Below are 16,602 nucleotides of genomic sequence, written 5' to 3' on the forward strand. Positions count from 1 at the left end.
GGTGTTCTCCGTTCGAAATCGGATCTGATGAAAAGGGGCAGTGAGTAATCAGAAGGGCCGGTCGCCGATGATGCCGGCGCGCTCCATCTTGCGGACGGCGGGCCAGTAGTCCTGGACCGCGTAGTGCTGGGTGGACCGGTTGTCCCAGATCGCGACGCTGTTCTTCGTCCACCGCCACCGCACCTGGTACTCGGGAATCGACGCCTGGCTGATCAGGTAGTTGAGCAGGTTGCTGCTGCCGGGCGCGTAGTCGATGCCGTACCGGATGTTCTCCGGGGTGTGGTAATTGACGAAGTGGGTCGCGAAAGCGTTGACGAACAAGATCTTTTCGCCGGTGTCGGGGTGCGTGCGCACCACGGGGTGCTCGGCGTCGGGGAACCTCTCGTGCAGCGCGTGCCGCTGTTCCAGCGGCTGCGCGGCACCGAACGACGCCTCGATGCTGTGCCGGGCGCGGAGTCCGTCGATCTGCTTCTTGACCTGCTCGGGAAGCTTCTCGTACGCCAGGGCCATGTTCACCCAGATGGTGTCTCCGCCGATCGGGGGCGTCTCCACGCAGCGGAGCACGCAGCCCATCGGCGGGTTCTCCCGCCAGGTGGCGTCGCAGTGAAAGGCATTCTCGTAGTGCTCGGCCGGGCTGTCGAGGTCCTTGTAGATTTGCACCAGCCCCGGGTGGTCGGGGTCGCTCCCCACGGCCGGGTGGTCCTCGAGCGGGCCGAACCGCTCGGCCAGCGCCACGTGCTCGGCGCGGGACATGTCCTGGTCGCGGAGGAACAAAACCTTGTACTCGAGCAGCAGTTCCCGCAGTTCGGCGAACAGGGCGTCGTCGCGGGCGGCGTCACCGAGGTTCACGTCGAACAGTTCGGCGCCGATCGAGCAGGTGAGCGGTGCGAATCGGAAGGATCCGGAAGGGGAGAGGATCGTGTGCGGTTCGGGCGAGTAGGTCAGTTGCGCGGTGTCGGTCATGGTGGTGTCTCCGTCGGGGTGAATGTGGTGGCGCTGTCAGAGTCGGAACACGGAGGAGCCGATGCTGCGGCCGGATTCGAGATCGTGGTGCGCCTGGACGGCGTCCTCGAGCCCGTAGCTTTGGTTGATCTCGATCCGGATCCGGCCGGCCTCGACGTGCCCGAAGAGTTCACCGGCGAGTTCGGCGCGCTCCGCCGGGTCGGCGATGTAGTCGGCGAGCGCGGGTCGGGTGACGAACAGTGAACCCTTGACAGCCAACTGCATCGCGTTGATCGGAGGAATCGGTCCGGAGGCCGTTCCGAAGCACACCAGCAGTCCGCGCCGGGCGAGGCAGTCGAGCGACGTCTGGAAGGTGGACTCGCCGATGCTGTCGTACACGACGGGGACGCCGGCACCGTCGGTGATTTCCCGAACCCGCTCGGCGACGTTCTCCCGGGTGTAGACGATCACGTGCTCACAGCCGTGGGCGCGGGCGATCGCGGCCTTCTCGTCGGTGGACACGGTGCCGATCACGTTGATGCCCAGCAACTTTGCCCACTGCGTGAAGATCAGGCCGACGCCGCCGGCCGCGGCGTGCAGGAGCACGGTGTCGCCCGCCTTCAGCGGGTGGATGCGCCGCAGCAGGTAGGCCGTGGTCAGACCGCGCATCGTCATCGCGGCCGCGGTGTCGAAGCGGATCGCTTCGGGCAGCGGTATCAGCGGTGCGGCCGGCATCACGCGTTCGGTGCTGTAGGCGCCGAGGGGGCTGCCCGTGTAGGTGACGCGGTCACCGACCTGCACGTGGGTCACGCCGGAGCCGACTTCCTCGACGACACCGGCCGCCTCCACTCCCATGCCCGCGGGCAACTCGGCCGGGTACAGGCCGGTGCGGAAGTAGGTGTCGGCGAAGTTCAGTCCGACGGCCTCGTGCCGGATCCGGACCCCGTGGGGACCGGGCTCCCCGACCTCGACGTTCTCCCACTTCATGACTTCCGGAGCGCCGTGCTCGTAGAACCGAACAGCCTGTGCCACAGTATTTCTCCTCTTCGATGTGATGATCGGTGCGGTGCCGCCGCCGGACCGGTCGCGGTCGGGCGGGGCGGGGGTGGCCCGGTGTGGCGGATCACCTCTCCGACCGCTTCTGTGATGCACCTAACAGTACGGGCGCACCTGGTCGATTGCTTATCCTGACGGGACAGACGGCCTATCATTTCGGGACAGGGCATTGGAGGTGGCATGAAACCCCTTGCGCGCTACGCGTCGCTGAACGGATACCTCGAGCTGTGCCGGTCGCTCGGCGTCGATCCGGTGCCGTTGATGAGGTCCGCCGGCCTTGATCCGTCCGGCCTCGCACTGCAAGACCGATGGATCCCGGCCGCGGCGATCGCGCACCTGCTCGAGCAGTCGGTGGAGGCGTCCGGGCACGCAGACTTCGGGGTGCGCCTCGCCGAGCGCCGGCAGTTCTCCAACCTTGGCCCGCTCAGCCTCGTCGTGCGCGAGGAGCCCGACGTCCGCAGCGCCCTGCGCGTGCTCACGCGGTACACGCACACGTACAACGAGGCGTTGCAGACGCGGATGTCCGAGTCGAACGGTCTCGCGACCTTGCGCGTCGAACTGGACGTGGGGGAGGCAACCGAGACACGGCAGTCGGTGGAACTGGCGGTCGGAGTGCTGCACCGGCTGCTGCGCGGCTTCCTCGGGGGCGGCTGGAAACCGCTCGCCGTCTGCTTCCCTCATCCGGCTCCTGCGGACGCGGCGACCCACCGGCGTCTGTTCGGGCCGGTAGTGAACTTCGACCACGAGTTCGCAGGCATCGTCATCGACGCCGGCGACCTGGCTGAGCCGAACAAGATGTCCGATCCACTGCTCCGTCGCTACACCCAGCAACTCCTCGAGTCCTGGGAGCCGTCGGACGACGTGACGATCGTGAGCCGGGTCCGCGAGCTGATCGAACTACTGCTGCCGACGGGCCGCTGTTCCGTCGAGCAAGTGGCTCGCAGTCTGGGGGTCGACCGGCGAACGGTGCATCGCCGCCTCGCCGAGAGTGGGGAGACGTTCTCGACCGTCCTCGACGCGACCCGCGTCGAACTCGCCGAACGGATGGTCGCGAATCCCCGCCTGAGTCTCACCGAGATCGCGGACGTGCTGGCGTTCTCGGCGCCCAGTAACTTCTCGCGCTGGTTCAGCGGGCGGTTCGGGTGCAGCCCGAGCCGCTGGCGCGCTCAGCGGTCGGGCGACGCCGGCTGAATCGGCCGGAACTCGTCCAGATCGAGCCTGCTGATGTAGTGGGCGCCGTCGTCGATGGGGTTGTCCGGCGGCAGGTAGCCCTCGCCGACGCGGCGGAAGCCGGCCTTCTCGAGCGCGCGCCACGACGCCCGGTTGGGGACGACGACGGGGACGACGATCGCGGTGGCGTCGGGTAGGTCGGCGCGGCACTTGGCGACGAACGCGCTGATCATCGCGGTTCCCAGTCCCTGTCCGGTGTGTTGCGGGTCGCCGACGTAGTAGTCGATGGAGATGCTTCCCGGCGGGATCTCGACGAGGGCCGTGAGGAGCGCGAGGTCCTCGGGGTAGTCCGCGATCCGGTACCGCTGGATGAATCCGAAGGGCACGCCGTCGCGCAGGACGAGGAAGTCCTCGCAGGGTTCGGTGCCGTCGATGCTGCCGCCGAAGTCGCGCTCGATGTCGGCGTCCGCGGTGTCGTGGTTCCAGAACCGCGCGACGTGCGGTTCGCGGAGCCATCGTTGCAGTTGGGGGAAGAATTCGCGGGTCGTGCGGACGAACTCGAAGGTGACTACGTCGGCGCTCACGGTAGGAAAACTAGCAGGAACCACGTCGATTCAACTTCGGCATCGATAACGAGAATCTTTGACTTGGACATGTATCGAACATGCCTCTAGCGTGATTCCTATGACTCAGGTCACGCCTGGTAGCCGGGCGTGATCGGAGTCCTCCAACGTTCCCCGCACCACCAGCGCCAGCACACAGAGAGGAGTCACCGATGACCCTCCCCCTCGCCGTTTCCCCGGCAGTCGACAGCGCGGTCTCCAAGATCTTCCGTCGCGTCGTCCCGCTGTTCATCGTCATGCTCATCTGCAACCAGCTCAACAGATCCAACATCGGCTACGCGCAGACGCATCTCGAGGCGGACGTGGGAATCGGTGCTGCGGCGTACGGCTTCGGTGCGGGTGTCTTCTTCATCGCCTATGCAATCTTCGAACTGCCGTCGAACGTGCTCATGGAGAAGTTCGGCGCCAAGGTGTGGCTCACCCGCATCATGATCTCGTGGGGCCTGGTGTCCGCGGCGATGGCGTTCGTCAACGGCCCGGAGATGTTCTACGCCCTGCGGTTCCTCCTCGGTGTCGCCGAGGCCGGCTTCTTCCCGGCCATCATCTTCTACTTCACCCGGTGGCTGCCGAACAACCACCGCAGCCGCGCCACGGCACTGTTCATCGCCGGATCCTCCATCGCGGCCGCCATCTCGGGACCGCTGTCCGGACCGCTGCTGTCCCTCGACGGACTCGGCGGACATCACGGCTGGCAGTGGATGTTCGCGCTGGAGGGACTGCTGTCCGTCGTCGTCGGATGCATCGCCTACCGCCTGCTCGACTCGAAGATCGACGACGCGAAGTGGCTCACCGGCCCGGAGAAGCACGACCTGCAGGCCGTCATCGCCGAGGAGGACGTGCTGCGCAGCAAGGCGTCCGCGAAGCGCGGCGAGTCGGGCTCGCGCTGGAAGCTGCTCCTGCAGCCGCGGATCCTGGTGTGCTGCGGCATCTTCTTCGCGATCACCATGGCGATCTACGCCAACACGTTCTGGCTCCCCTCGATCATCCGCCGCATCCCGGGCACCACCGACGTCACCGTCGGACTGCTCTCCTCGCTGCCGTGGATCTGCGCGATCTTCGCGATGTACTACTCCAACCGCTCCGCGGACCGCACCGGACGGCACAAGCCCTACCTCGTCGCCGCGCTGCTCATCGGCGGTATCGGCACGATGGCCGCCGCGTTCGTCACGCCCTGGCTGGCGCTTCCGCTGCTGTGCGTCGCGACGATGGGATTCAAGAGCGCGAGCCCGCTGTTCTGGTCCATTCCGCAGCGCACACTCCACCCGATGGTGCTGGCGCCGGCGATCGCGATCATCAACTCGCTCGGCAACCTGGGTGGCTTCGTGGCCCCGTTCGGCTTCGGAGTGATCAAGGAGCAGACCGGCACGGTGACGATCGGCCTCGTCGTGTTGTCGCTCTTCGCCCTGGCCGCCGCCGCGGCGGTGACGTACTTCCGGCGCGACAAGGAAGACATCGACGACGTCGCCGACCTGCCAGAGGTGGGCTCCGACGAGCCCACCGTGGCAGCCAAGTGACCTCTCACCGGCACATACGAAACGCAGACGAGAACTCGAGGACTGAATCATGACAGCAACGGTGAACCGGACCGACGTGACCGGACAGATGATCATCGCAGGGAAGCCCGTCCAGGGTTCCGGCACGACGATCCACGGCATCGACCCCACCACCGACGGCCGGCTGGAACCGGGCTTCGCGCACGGTGACGAACGAGACGTCGACGCCGCCTGCGCCGCCGCCGCCGAGGCGTTCGCGCCGTTCCGCGCAACGAGCAGCGATAAGCGCGCCCAGTTCCTCGAGGCGATCGCCGACAACATCGAGGCCCTCGGCGAGACGCTCATCGCACGGGCCTGCGCCGAATCCGGACTTCCCCAGGGCCGTATCACCGGTGAGGTGGGCCGCACGTCCGGACAGCTGCGGCTGTTCGCCGGCGTCCTGCGTGACGGTGGCTGGAACGGTGCCCGCATCGATCCCGCGATGCCCGACCGGACGCCCCTGCCCCGTGCCGACATCCGGCAGCGGAAGGTACCGCTCGGACCCGTCGCGGTGTTCGGCGCGAGCAACTTCCCCCTCGCCTTCTCCGTGGCCGGCGGCGACACCGCGTCCGCGCTGGCTGCGGGCTGCCCCGTCGTCGTGAAGGCTCACGACGCGCACCCCGGCACCTCCGAACTCGTCGGCCGCGCCATCGCCGACGCCGTCACGAGCACCGGCATGCCCGCGGGCACGTTCTCCCTGCTGTTCGGCTCGGGCCGCGGGCTCGGCACCGCACTGGTCACCGACCCGCGCATCAAGGCCGTCGGATTCACCGGATCCCGTTCCGGTGGAACCGCTCTGGTCGCCGCTGCCGCCGGACGTCCGGAACCCATCCCGGTGTACGCCGAGATGAGTTCGATCAACCCGGTATTCCTTCTCGAGAACGCCCTCGCCACCCGCGGCGCCGACCTCGGCCGCGCGTTCGTCGGGTCGCTGACGCTCGGGTCCGGCCAGTTCTGCACCAACCCCGGACTCGTCATCGCCGTCGACGGTCCCGGACTCGCCGAGTTCGTCGCGGCCGCGAATGCCGCGGTCGCCGAGGCGGTGCCGACGCCGATGCTCACTCCGGTCATCGCCGGCTCCTACGCCGACGGTGTCGCCGCCCTCGAGGGTGCGGCCACCGTGGAGGCCCGCGGCGTCGAGTCCGACGCACCCAATTCGTGCCGGGCCGCCCTGTTCAGCAGCGACGCCGACACGTTCCTGGGTTCGGAGGTGTTGCAGCAGGAGGTATTCGGTTCGTCCAGTCTGATCGTCAAGTGCCGCGACGCCGAGCAGGTGCGTGCCGTGGCGGCGCAGCTGGAAGGCCAGTTGACCGCGACCGTCCACGTCGACGACGCCGATCTCGACGAGGCCGGACGGCTGCTGCCCGTCCTCGAGCTCAAGGCCGGCCGGATCCTGTTCAACGGCTGGCCCACCGGGGTCGAGGTCGGCCACGCGATGGTGCACGGTGGCCCGCATCCCGCGACCTCCGACTCGCGTACCACGTCCGTCGGCTCGCTGGCGATCGAACGGTTCCTGCGTCCCGTTGCCTACCAGGATGTTCCGAGCTCGCTGCTCCCCGCCGCCATCGCCGACGGCAACCCCGACCAGTTGTGGCGCCGCATCGACGGCCGACTCACCCAAGCCTGATTTTCCCTTCGTGAAGGAGTTCCCCATGCTCGACGGCGTCTTGTTCTTCCCCGTCACCCCGTTCACCGCATCCGGCGACGTCGACTACGACCGGCTCGCCGAGCACGTTGCCAAGGGTGTCGACGCCGGCCCCGGAGGCGTCTTCATCGCCTGCGGCACCGGCGAATTCCACGCCCTCGGGCTGGAGGAGTTCGGCAAGATCGTCGCCAGGGCCACCGAGGTCGTCGCCGGACGCGTCCCCGTGTTCGCCGGGGCCGGCGGCTCGGTGCAGCAGGCCAAGGAATTCGCCGCCAGCGCGAAGGAGAATGGCGCCGACGGCATCCTGCTGCTCCCGCCGTACCTGGTGACGATGCCGCAGGCCGGTCTGGTGGAGTACACCCGCGCGGTCGCCGACACCACCGATCTCCCGCTCGTCGTCTACAACCGCGGTAACGCCCGGTTCGACGAGGCGGCCGCCGTGGAGGTCGCGCAGTTCCCGACCGTGGTCGGGTTCAAGGACGGCACCGGTGATCTCGACAAGGTGAGCCGCATCGTGCGTGCGGTGAAGGATGCGCTCGCCCCGTCCGGCAAGCCGTTCCTGTTCTTCAACGGCATGCCCACCGCCGAGGTCACCCAGCAGGCGTACCGCGCGATCGGCGTCACACTGTACTCGTCCGCGACGTTCGCGTTCGCGCCCGAACTCGCTCTCGGGTTCTACGAGGCGCTCGAATCCGGCAACGAGGAACTCACCGACGCGCTGCTCCGCGACTTCTTCCACCCCCTGGTGCGCCTGCGCGACCAGGTGCCCGGATACGCGGTGTCGCTGATCAAGTCGGGTGTCGCGATGGAAGGTATCGACGCCGGGTCCGTGCGGCCGCCGCTCGTTCCGACGAGCGAGGCCCACCTGCTCGAACTCGCGCAGATCACCGCGGCCGGCCGCGCCGTGCTCGCCGACGCCCTGGCTGTGCAGGCGGCAGTCTGATGGCTGCCGCACCCATCCGGATCACCGGCGCGCGGATCACTCCCGTCGCGTTCGTCGACCCGCCGCTCCTCAACACCGTCGGCGTGCACCAGCCCTACGCGCTGCGTGCGATCATTCAGCTCGACACGGACGGCGGGCTCGTCGGCCTCGGTGAAACGTACGCCGACACAGCCCACCTCATCCGGCTCGAGGCGGCCGCCGAGGCGATCGTCGGGCTCGACGTGTTCGCGCTCAACGCGATCCGCGCGGCGATCGACGAGAAGGTCGCGACCCTGACCGTCACGGGCGGTGACGGTGTCGCGGGCATGATCACCACGGCCAGCACCACCGACCGCGTGTTCTCCCCATTCGAGGTGGCGTGCCTCGACGTGCAGGGCAAGGCGCTCGGCCGGCCGGTGTCCGATCTGCTCGGCGGCAAGGTGCGCGACGCCGTCCCGTTCAGCGCCTACCTGTTCTACAAGTGGGCCGGGCACCCGGGCGCCGAGCCCGACGAATGGGGCGAGGCGATCGACCCCGACGGTCTGGTCCGTCAGGCGCAGAAGATGATCGGCGAGTACGGCTTCGAGGCCATCAAGGTCAAGGGCGGCGTGTTCTCGCCGGACGAAGAGATCGCCGGCATCAAGGCACTGCGTGCCGCGTTCCCCGACCTGCCGCTGCGCCTCGACCCCAACGCCGCGTGGACCGTCGACACGTCGATCAGGGTCGCGTCGGAACTCGACGGCATCGTCGAATACCTCGAGGACCCGACGCCGGGCCTCGACGGCATGGCCGAGGTCGCGCGGGAGGCGAAGATGCCGCTGGCGACGAACATGTGCGTCGTCGCTTTCGATCAGCTCGAGCCCGCGGTGCGGAAGGATTCGGTCCAGGTCGTGCTGTCGGATCACCACTACTGGGGTGGCCTGCAGCGGTCGCGGTTGCTCGCCGGTATCTGCGACAACTTCGGTCTGGGCCTGTCGATGCACTCCAACTCGCATCTCGGCATCAGCCTGGCCGCGATGGTGCACCTCGCCGGCGCCACACCGAACCTCACGTACGCGTGTGACACGCACTGGCCGTGGAAGACCGAGGACGTCGTCAAGCCCGGTGTGCTGAAGTTCGTCGACGGCGCGGTCCCGGTGCCGACGACGCCGGGTCTCGGTGTGGAGATCGACGAGGACGCCCTCGCCGCCCTGCACCAGCAGTACCTCGACTGCGGGGTGCGCGACCGCGACGACACCGGATACATGCAGTCGGTGGATCCGACGTTCGAGAACACCTGCCCTCGCTGGTAACTGTCTCATCGGAGGCGCCGACCGCGGTCTCGGTCGGCGCCTTCGGGGTGGGATACATTGAGTCCACCCCGAGGCAAAGGAGTGGATCGAATGTTCTCCCTCGCGCGGCTGTCGTGTTTCATCGCCGTCGCGGAGGAACTGCACTTCGGTCGCGCCGCCGAACGCCTGCACATGACGCAGCCGCCGCTGAGCCGTCAGATCCAGCAACTCGAAAGCGAACTCGGCGTGCAGTTGATCGACCGCACCAGCCGATCCGTCACCCTCACCGCCGCCGGTACCGCGTTCCTGCCCGACGCCCGGCGCATCCTGAGCCTGTCGGAGAGTGCCGCACTGACGGTGCGGCGCGTCCCGGCCGGTGACCTCGGCACCGTCGTCGTCGGATTCACCGGCGCGTCCGCGCACGCGGTGCTGCCGAGGTTGCTCGAGGCCGCCCGGGACAGACTCCCGGACGTGAAAGTCGTTCTGCGGGAAATGGTCACCTCCGTGCAGATCGAATCGTTGATCAGCGGTGAACTGGACCTCGGGCTGATCCGCCCGATCCTCACCCGCCCCGGCATCGACACGCGCCCCATCCACCACGAACGGCTCGTCGCCGCGCTGCCCGCGGGTCACCCCCTCGCCGACGCCGAGCAGCTGGCCGTGGAGGACTTCGACGATCAGCCCGTCGTCATGTATTCGCCCGTCGATGCGCGGTACTTCCACGAACTGCTCATCAGCACGTTCACGATCGTCGGCGCCTCTCCGCGCTACGTCCAGTACGTCACGCAGGTGCACACCATGCTGGTGCTCGTCCGGTCCGGGCTCGGCATGGCCCTCGTGCCCGAATCCGCGCAGACGATGCACCCGGAGGGGGTTGTGTTCCGTCCCGTCTCCGCCGTCCGCGACCGGCCCGTCCAGATGAACGCCGCCTGGCGGTCGGACAACCGGAACCCCGCGTTGCGCAGGTTCATGGAGGACGTCCTGCCGAAGCGGGAATGGGAATGAGAACCGGAGTGCTCAGAGCGTGAGCTTGCACGTCTGACCGATGTCGAGCACCCGCAGTACCCGGCCCGTCCCCAGCCACAACGCGCACGACAGCGCCAGGTCCGTCAGGATCTCGTCGGTGAAATGCTCGTGACACCGCGCCCAGAAGTCTTCGTCGTCGCGGAGCGCCGTGTGATCGGTGGCGAACCGGTGGGCGAACTCCGCCGCCGTCCGCTCCTCGGCGCTGTACCCGGGCCACGACTCCCACTCGAGAACGTGATCGTAGAAGTGCTCGTCGATCCCCGCATCGGCGCCACTCCTGTCGCGGGTGCCGAGGCACACGGCGCACTCATTGGCCTCCGCGACCGCCATCCGCGCGATCTCCCGGACCCGTAACGGTAACCGGTTCCGGTTGTACACGGCGTCCGTGAAAGCGCCGAGTGCACCACCCAGCTCGGGTGAGATCGACAGCCAACCTGCCACGTCATCGTCACTGTAGCTACCTACTCGACTCATCCCCGAATGCTACAGCGGGAGGTGTCGCAGGCGGAAGATCTGACACGTGTTCTATATCTTCGGTGGTTACGCTCGCAGTGTGCGGACGATGTCTTCGCGGGCGGCACGTGCCTGACGGATCAGGGGGAAGAGTGCGTAGTCGTGCTGCATCCCGATCTCCTCGATGTAGTCGACTGTCGTGCCGGCCTCGCGTGCTCGCTGAGTGAGCGCGCGGGAGTCGGTGACGAGAATGTCGTGGGTGCCGGTGTACACGCTCATGGGCGCGAGGCCGGTGAGGTCGCCGAAGAGGGGGCTGACGCGCCAGTCGGTGACCTCGAGGTCTCCCGCGTAGAGTCGGCCGGCTTCTTCCAGTCCTCCGCGCGCGAGGAGGATGTCGCGCTTCTCGATGATGGCTTGCGTGGGGTCGCTCATGGTGGCGTCCAGCCACGGGGCGACAAGGATCAGCCGCGACGGCTGGGGTGCGCCCCTCCGTTTGAGTTCCTGCGCTGCGGCGAGCGCGAGCCCGCCACCGGCGGAATCGCCGATCACCGCCACGTTGTCGGCGCCTCGGGCGGAGATTGCCGATTCGACGAGGTCGGCCGCATCGGCGACGGTGCGGGCGGCCGTCCGGTGCGGGGCGAGGGGGTAGATCGGTAGCAGAAGCCGGACCGATGCCGCCGTGGTGATGGTGCGCGCGAACAGCCAGTGGAAGGACGTTATTTCGCGGACATAGGCACCGCCGTGGAAGTCGACCACAGTCTTTCCGTATCGCCCGTTGTCCGGTTCGACGGTGAAGACGGGAAATCCGCCCGTGCGGTCGGCGGAGAGCCGCACCCCGCGCAGGAGCGGAGATGGTGGCGGGTTGAACGAGGCCGGCCGCAGCGTCGTCGCGTGGACGTCGCGCCGCGTGTCCTCGGCCGTGCGGAGTTTGTTGCGGCCCAGCAGTATCCGAACCCCGGTGTGAACGATTGCGGGGCGAATATCGGGAATGATCACGCCCCTCATTGTGACGTGTTCGCGGACTCGGCGCGGCCGCTCCGGCGAGTTGACACGGCAATTCGGTCCTCAGTTGGCCAGTCGTTGGAGGATCGCGTCCATTGCCGCGTCAGCGTTCTCACCGTCGAAGATGTTCTGCCCGTGGGCGGAGCCCGGCAGAAGGATCACTTTGTTGTCGGCGCCCGGTGAGCCGTCGGCGAGTTGCTGCGACACGCCGGCGACGGGCTCGTCCTCGCTGGCGATGAACAGCTTGGGCTCACTGCCGAGGCCGTCGACCACCCGATTCGGGGAGAGCAGCACCAGCTGGTCGGGAAGGTCGGGCTGCTGCGAGGCCAGTTGCAGGATGGCGTCGGCGCCCGCGCTTCCGCCCACCAGCGCGACGTCGGGGTGCCCATTGTCTATGAGGCTGGCGACGGTGGCCGCGATCGACTCCGGCGTGATGTCCTCGACGGCGATAACAGTGGCACCCTGGTTGGCGATCGCCGAGGCCTGGTCTTCCCAGCTGGCGGCGTCGAAGACGGCACCGTGGGCCAGCACCACTCCGTACTCGCCATCTCCCCACTGCAACGCGTCGCCGCCGCCGACCTCGATCTCGGTGCCGGACGTGTCACTGCCCGCCGACGGTGTGCTGTCATCGCCGGAGCAGCCCACCACGACGGCGAGCAGCAGAGACAGAAGGGCGAGTAAGGCCTTCATGTCTCCAACATACTGCCGAGGGCACGTTCGATGCGGCGAAAGGGTTCCGGTCTAGGTGACTTTCACACTGCCCGAGAAGAAGAACGGGGCCATGTTGCCGAAGCAGAACGCGGTCACATTCGATCCCTTCGCGAATCCGTCGAGCGTACCGAGACCCGCCGCGAAGGCACCCGTCTTGAACGTGAAGTTCGAGTCGAATGCGAAGCACGTCCAGCTTTCACCGGTCGGGACTCTGACCTCTACCTGGCCGGATCCGCCCGCGTTCAGTGTTGGTGCCGCTGTGGCCGGAGTGCCGCCCGCGAAAACCAGGGTGGGAGCGATGACGGCGGCCACGACTGCCGATCGCACAGCGAATTTGTTTTTCATGGTGCTCACCTCATTCGATAATCCCCGACTCCTGCAGCGGAATTGTCAGTTTTCTCCCGAGATCGTGCCACCGATCTGTCAAATATTCCTACGACACACTTGCGGAGGCGAATTACCCCTGTTCAGGGTGTGGATTCTCGGCTACCGGTGGGAGCCGAGAATCCCTGTCCTGGATCACTCGATCGTCAGCCGAGTGCGAGTAATTCTCTTCTCTGTTGTTTCTGTGAACCACGGGATCGTCGATCTCCGCTTACTTTGCCTATCGCACACGGGTCTGCGGAACGTTTCGATTAAAGACGCTTTTTCTCACATTCTGATATTAAACAACTGTCCACCATGATTTCGTCACGTCGGTAGGAATCGAATTCCTACGTGTCGTATATGTCGATCATGCGGGGCCCGCGCCGGCGCATCGATGAACCATCCCCATCGACAACGGGCAGCTGGCCCGGTTCAGTTGAGAGTGAGCTGTTGCCGGTGGAAGTCGAAGTGCTTCCCGGGGTATCGAAAGACCTGCTCGACGGTCATGGTCTCGGTGAAGAACGGGTCCCAGCGCACCGGAAAGGACATGCTGCGCTGTAGGTCTGCATCGGTCTGCCGGGCGAGGGAGCGTTGCAGCGAAGCGATGACGCGGTCGAAGTGGCGGCCCATCCGGTGGCGGTTGTAGACGACCGCTGCCAGGGCGGAGCCCCGATAGTTGACCTCGTCGAAGGCTGGGGTGGCCGCGTCGAGCACGTGCGCGAACCGTCGGCTCGCCCCCTCCGACAACTGGGAGAACATCCGGATCAGCAGGAGCAGCCGGCGAACGACCATGTAGCCGAAGACCATGTGGAACAGCAATTGCTCGTTGGTCCACCGGGTTCCGGACGAACGCCTCGCGAGATCTGCGGCGCTCGCGCCGTCGAGTAATTCGTGCAGCACGCTCCGGGCGCGTTCGAGCTCCGCGGCGATCGCGGCACGATCGACAGGTTGCTGCTCGGACATCTTGTGCCCCAGTCGATTCAGAGGATTATCCGACGACGGGGGAGCGGCGCTCGAGAAACACGGTGTCGCGCCATATGTCGTCGAGTCGGGCGATGCGTTCGCGCACACCGAGGGTGCGGAATCCGGCGGAGTGGTGCAGGGCGATGCTGGCCCGATTCTCGGGGAAGATCGAGGTCTGCAAGGTCCACAGTCCGGCCTCGTCGGCGGCGATGACCTGGGAGCGCAGCAACGCCTTGCCGACGCCGCGCCCGCGCATCCCGTCGGCGACGTAGATCGAGTTCTCGGCCACCCCGGCGTAGCAGGCTCGCCCGGACACCGGGGACAGGGCGGCCCAGCCGACCACGACGTCGTCGATCTCGGCGACCCACCGATGCCCGGGCAGCCACAGTCCATCGAGCGTCGCCTGGGTGGGGACCTCGGTGGTGAAGGTGGCGTTGCGGGTGGCGATGCCCTCGCCGTAGATCCGGCGCACGTCATCCCAGTCCTGATCGGTCATGGTTCGCACGGTGACGTCGCCGGGCAGGTCGTCCGGGCAGCAGGGGCGCGGGGTCAGCACGCCCATCACTGCGTCGGCGGCGTGCGGCAGCCCGGTGCAGCAGGCCGGATTGACCATGACCACGGTGCTGGTTCCGCTCTTGCGGACCGAGACGAATCCGACGGCGGCAAGCTTGCGCACGTGGTGCGAGACGGTGGGCTGGCCGATGCCCAGAGCCTCGGCCAGTTCGCCCACGTTGATCCCGGCCGGGCGGGAGGCGACCTGGTGCAGCAGTCGCACCCGGGTGGGATCGGCCAGGCAGGCGAACCACCCGGCATAGGTGGCCGCGTCCTCCGGCGCCAACGCATCCACCTCGTTGGCGGTGCGAGCGACCGGAATGTCCAGTGCAGTCATGCCCCCACTATATCGATATCCATCGATGGTTGCCTTCATCGACGCGTATCGATACTCTCCGCAGTGGAAGATCGATGAGTGTCGATGAAAGGACTTCCGAGATGAACTCTGTGCCCGTTGTCGTCGTGGGGGCCGGACCAATCGGCCTCGCTGCCGCGGCCCAGTTGCGTGAGCGCGGCCTGACTCCGCTGGTCCTCGACCGCGGTCCGATAGCCGGTGCGGCGATCGCGCAGTGGAATCACGTGCGGTTGTTCTCCCGTTGGGGTGAGCTGATCGATCCGTCGGCCCGCCGCCTGCTCGACGCCACCGGCTGGGTGGCGCCGGACGACCAGGCGTACCCGACCGGCCAGGACTGGACTGCGAACTACCTGCAACCCCTCGCGGCCGCACTCGGCGACACCGTGCAGCTGTCGACCGAGGTGGTCGGGGTGGCCCGGCGGGGCCGGGACCGTGTCGTCGACGCCGGCCGCGACACCGAACCCCTCTCGGTACACATCCGCCGCGCCGACGGCACCGAGGATCGGATCACCGCGCAGACCCTGATCGATGCCTCCGGCACCTGGGCCACCCCCAATCCCCTCGGCGGGGAAGGCCTGCCCGCGCTCGGCGAGCGCGCCGCCGCCGACGTTCTCGAATACCGGGTCCCGAACATCGACAACCCCGAGGTGCGCGCCCGGTACGCGGACAAGCACATCGTGATCGCCGGCAGCGGGCACTCGGCGCTGACCGCCATCGTGGCGCTGGCGGGCCTGGAGAAGCAGACGCCGGGTACCCGAATCAGCTGGGTGCTGCGCCGCGGCGACGTCGGATCCACCTTCGGTGGCGGCGAGGGCGACCAGCTGCCCGCTCGCGGCGCCCTCGGATTGCGCGCCAAGAGGGCCGTCGACGACGGAATGTTGCGGGTGGTCACGGGATTTCGCACCGCGGCCGTCGAAGCTGCCGCCGATGGTCAGGTGGTGTTGGTGTCCGACACCGGAGCCCGGATCGAGAACGTCGATCGGGTGGTGGTGCTCACCGGCTTCCGTCCCGACCTGTCCTGGCTCTCGGAAGTCCGCCTCGGCCTGGACCCGGTGCTGCAGGCCCCGGTCGGGTTGGCGCCGTTGATCGATCCGAACGTGCACTCCTGCGGCAGCGTCTACCCGCACGGGGTAGCCGAACTGTCGCATCCGGAGCCGAATGTGTTCCTGGTCGGGATGAAGAGCTACGGGCGGGCGCCGACGTTCCTGGCAATGACCGGGTACGAGCAGGTCCGCAGCATTACCGCCGCCCTGGCCGGCGACCACGCCGCCGCCGCCCGCGTCGAACTCACGTTGCCGGAGACCGGGGTATGCGGCGGCGCCGGGGTCTTCGACGAACCTGAACCCGCCGCCGATGGCGCCACCATCTCCTGACCTGCCTGATTCTGCTGCGGGTGCGTCCAACTCGAGGTTGGTTCGTCTGAGGAAGCGGACTCCCACTCACCCGCGGGTGGGAGCACATCTTCCGAGAGGAACCTCCGATGACCATCCATCCGATTGCCCGCCCCGCCGCTTACCGGTTCGGGGGTGTGCGATGAGCGCGCCGACCGTCGTGGTCGAGGATCTGCACGTCGCCTACGGCACGACGTGGGCCCTCGACGGTGTCGACTTGGAGGCTGCCGCCGGGACCACGCTCGGTGTGCTCGGCCACAACGGTGCCGGCAAGACCACCCTGATCCGCACCCTCGCCACCTTGGTGCGGCCCGCCATCGGCCGCGTGCGGATCGAGAACCTGGACGTCGTCGTCCACGCCACCGAGGTCCGCCGCCGGATCGGCGTGACCGGCCAATACGCCGGTCTCGACGAATTCCTCACCGCCCGAGAGAATCTGGAGCTGATCGGCCGACTGACCGGGCTGCGCCGCACCGCCCGCGCGCGGGCCGACGCGCTGATCGACCGGCTCGGGCTGCAGGAATACGCGTCCCGGCGGGTCGGGGAACTCTCCGGGGGCTCGCGCCGCCGGGTCGATCTGGCCGCCAGCCTCGTCGGCTCCCCGTCGGTACTGTTCCTCGAC

At 67.6% G+C, this 16,602-nt stretch carries 17 protein-coding genes; 8 read left to right on the forward strand and 9 right to left on the reverse strand.

Going from position 1 to position 16,602, the window contains the following annotated elements; translation table 11 throughout:
* Nucleotides 1–48: 48 nt before the first annotated feature.
* Complete coding sequence (locus tag AC1D1G_RS17335) at nt 49–963, reverse strand: TauD/TfdA dioxygenase family protein (protein ID WP_477953003.1); 915 nt, start codon at nt 961–963, stop codon at nt 49–51.
* A 36-nt stretch (nt 964–999) separates the two neighbouring features.
* A complete protein-coding gene (locus AC1D1G_RS17340; protein WP_007296272.1) occupies nt 1,000–1,974 on the reverse strand; it encodes a quinone oxidoreductase family protein in 975 nt (324 codons plus the stop codon).
* 204 nt (nt 1,975–2,178) lie between these two features.
* Between AC1D1G_RS17340 and AC1D1G_RS17345 the strand changes: the two genes are divergently transcribed.
* Entirely contained in the window at nt 2,179–3,189 is a 1,011-nt protein-coding gene (locus tag AC1D1G_RS17345; protein ID WP_477953004.1) for an AraC family transcriptional regulator, read from the forward strand.
* Here the strand turns inward: AC1D1G_RS17345 and AC1D1G_RS17350 are convergent.
* Nucleotides 3,165–3,752, reverse strand: a complete 588-nt coding sequence (locus AC1D1G_RS17350; RefSeq protein WP_477953005.1) for a GNAT family N-acetyltransferase — start codon at nt 3,750–3,752, stop codon at nt 3,165–3,167. The two genes, AC1D1G_RS17345 and AC1D1G_RS17350, sit on opposite strands and share 25 nt — an antisense overlap.
* A 191-nt stretch (nt 3,753–3,943) precedes the next feature.
* Between AC1D1G_RS17350 and AC1D1G_RS17355 the strand changes: the two genes are divergently transcribed.
* From AC1D1G_RS17355 to AC1D1G_RS17375, 5 genes are all read left to right on the forward strand, one after another.
* Nucleotides 3,944–5,305 carry an MFS transporter gene (locus AC1D1G_RS17355; protein WP_477953006.1) on the forward strand — a complete coding sequence of 454 codons (1,362 nt, stop codon included), beginning with the start codon at nt 3,944–3,946 and terminating at the stop codon, nt 5,303–5,305.
* 49 nt (nt 5,306–5,354) lie between these two features.
* A complete protein-coding gene (locus tag AC1D1G_RS17360; protein WP_283335786.1) occupies nt 5,355–6,950 on the forward strand; it encodes an aldehyde dehydrogenase (NADP(+)) in 1,596 nt (531 codons plus the stop codon).
* 25 nt (nt 6,951–6,975) lie between these two features.
* The gene (locus AC1D1G_RS17365) at nt 6,976–7,911 is read left to right on the forward strand and encodes a 5-dehydro-4-deoxyglucarate dehydratase (protein ID WP_477953007.1); all 936 of its coding nucleotides are present in this window, start codon (nt 6,976–6,978) and stop codon (nt 7,909–7,911) included.
* Nucleotides 7,911–9,182, forward strand: coding sequence for a glucarate dehydratase family protein (locus tag AC1D1G_RS17370; protein WP_283335785.1), 1,272 nt, complete (start codon nt 7,911–7,913; stop codon nt 9,180–9,182). Before AC1D1G_RS17365 ends, AC1D1G_RS17370 begins: the two co-directional genes overlap by 1 nt.
* 90 nt (nt 9,183–9,272) lie before the next feature.
* Nucleotides 9,273–10,166: a LysR family transcriptional regulator gene (locus AC1D1G_RS17375; protein ID WP_283335784.1), complete on the forward strand. Its 894-nt coding sequence runs from the start codon at nt 9,273–9,275 to the stop codon at nt 10,164–10,166.
* A gap of 12 nt (nt 10,167–10,178) precedes the next feature.
* Here AC1D1G_RS17375 and AC1D1G_RS17380 read toward each other — a convergent pair whose 3' ends face one another.
* From AC1D1G_RS17380 to AC1D1G_RS17405, 6 genes are all read right to left on the reverse strand, one after another.
* The gene (locus AC1D1G_RS17380) at nt 10,179–10,661 is read right to left on the reverse strand and encodes a carboxymuconolactone decarboxylase family protein (protein WP_029539728.1); all 483 of its coding nucleotides are present in this window, start codon (nt 10,659–10,661) and stop codon (nt 10,179–10,181) included.
* A gap of 66 nt (nt 10,662–10,727) precedes the next feature.
* Nucleotides 10,728–11,636 (reverse strand): alpha/beta hydrolase fold domain-containing protein, encoded by a 909-nt coding sequence (locus AC1D1G_RS17385; RefSeq protein ID WP_477953008.1) that lies wholly within the window; start codon nt 11,634–11,636, stop codon nt 10,728–10,730.
* 69 nt (nt 11,637–11,705) lie between these two features.
* Nucleotides 11,706–12,332, reverse strand: coding sequence for an alpha/beta fold hydrolase (locus tag AC1D1G_RS17390; protein WP_283353075.1), 627 nt, complete (start codon nt 12,330–12,332; stop codon nt 11,706–11,708).
* A 51-nt stretch (nt 12,333–12,383) separates the two neighbouring features.
* Entirely contained in the window at nt 12,384–12,698 is a 315-nt protein-coding gene (locus tag AC1D1G_RS17395) for a hypothetical protein (RefSeq protein ID WP_283335781.1), read from the reverse strand.
* Nucleotides 12,699–13,151: 453 nt separating this feature from the next.
* The gene (locus AC1D1G_RS17400; protein ID WP_283353074.1) at nt 13,152–13,682 is read right to left on the reverse strand and encodes a DinB family protein; all 531 of its coding nucleotides are present in this window, start codon (nt 13,680–13,682) and stop codon (nt 13,152–13,154) included.
* 25 nt (nt 13,683–13,707) lie between these two features.
* Nucleotides 13,708–14,571 (reverse strand): helix-turn-helix domain-containing GNAT family N-acetyltransferase, encoded by an 864-nt coding sequence (locus tag AC1D1G_RS17405; RefSeq protein WP_477953010.1) that lies wholly within the window; start codon nt 14,569–14,571, stop codon nt 13,708–13,710.
* Between the two features lie 101 nt (nt 14,572–14,672).
* Here AC1D1G_RS17405 and AC1D1G_RS17410 point away from each other — a divergent pair, with 101 nt between their 5' ends.
* Together AC1D1G_RS17410 and AC1D1G_RS17415 are read left to right on the forward strand one after the other, a co-directional pair.
* Nucleotides 14,673–15,962, forward strand: a complete 1,290-nt coding sequence (locus tag AC1D1G_RS17410; RefSeq protein WP_477953011.1) for an NAD(P)-binding domain-containing protein — start codon at nt 14,673–14,675, stop codon at nt 15,960–15,962.
* A gap of 160 nt (nt 15,963–16,122) precedes the next feature.
* On the forward strand, nt 16,123–16,602 hold a 480-nt coding region (locus AC1D1G_RS17415), incomplete at its 3' end, for an ATP-binding cassette domain-containing protein (RefSeq protein ID WP_477953012.1).

It is taken from the genome of Rhodococcus sp. P3_B8, assembly GCF_056402775.1.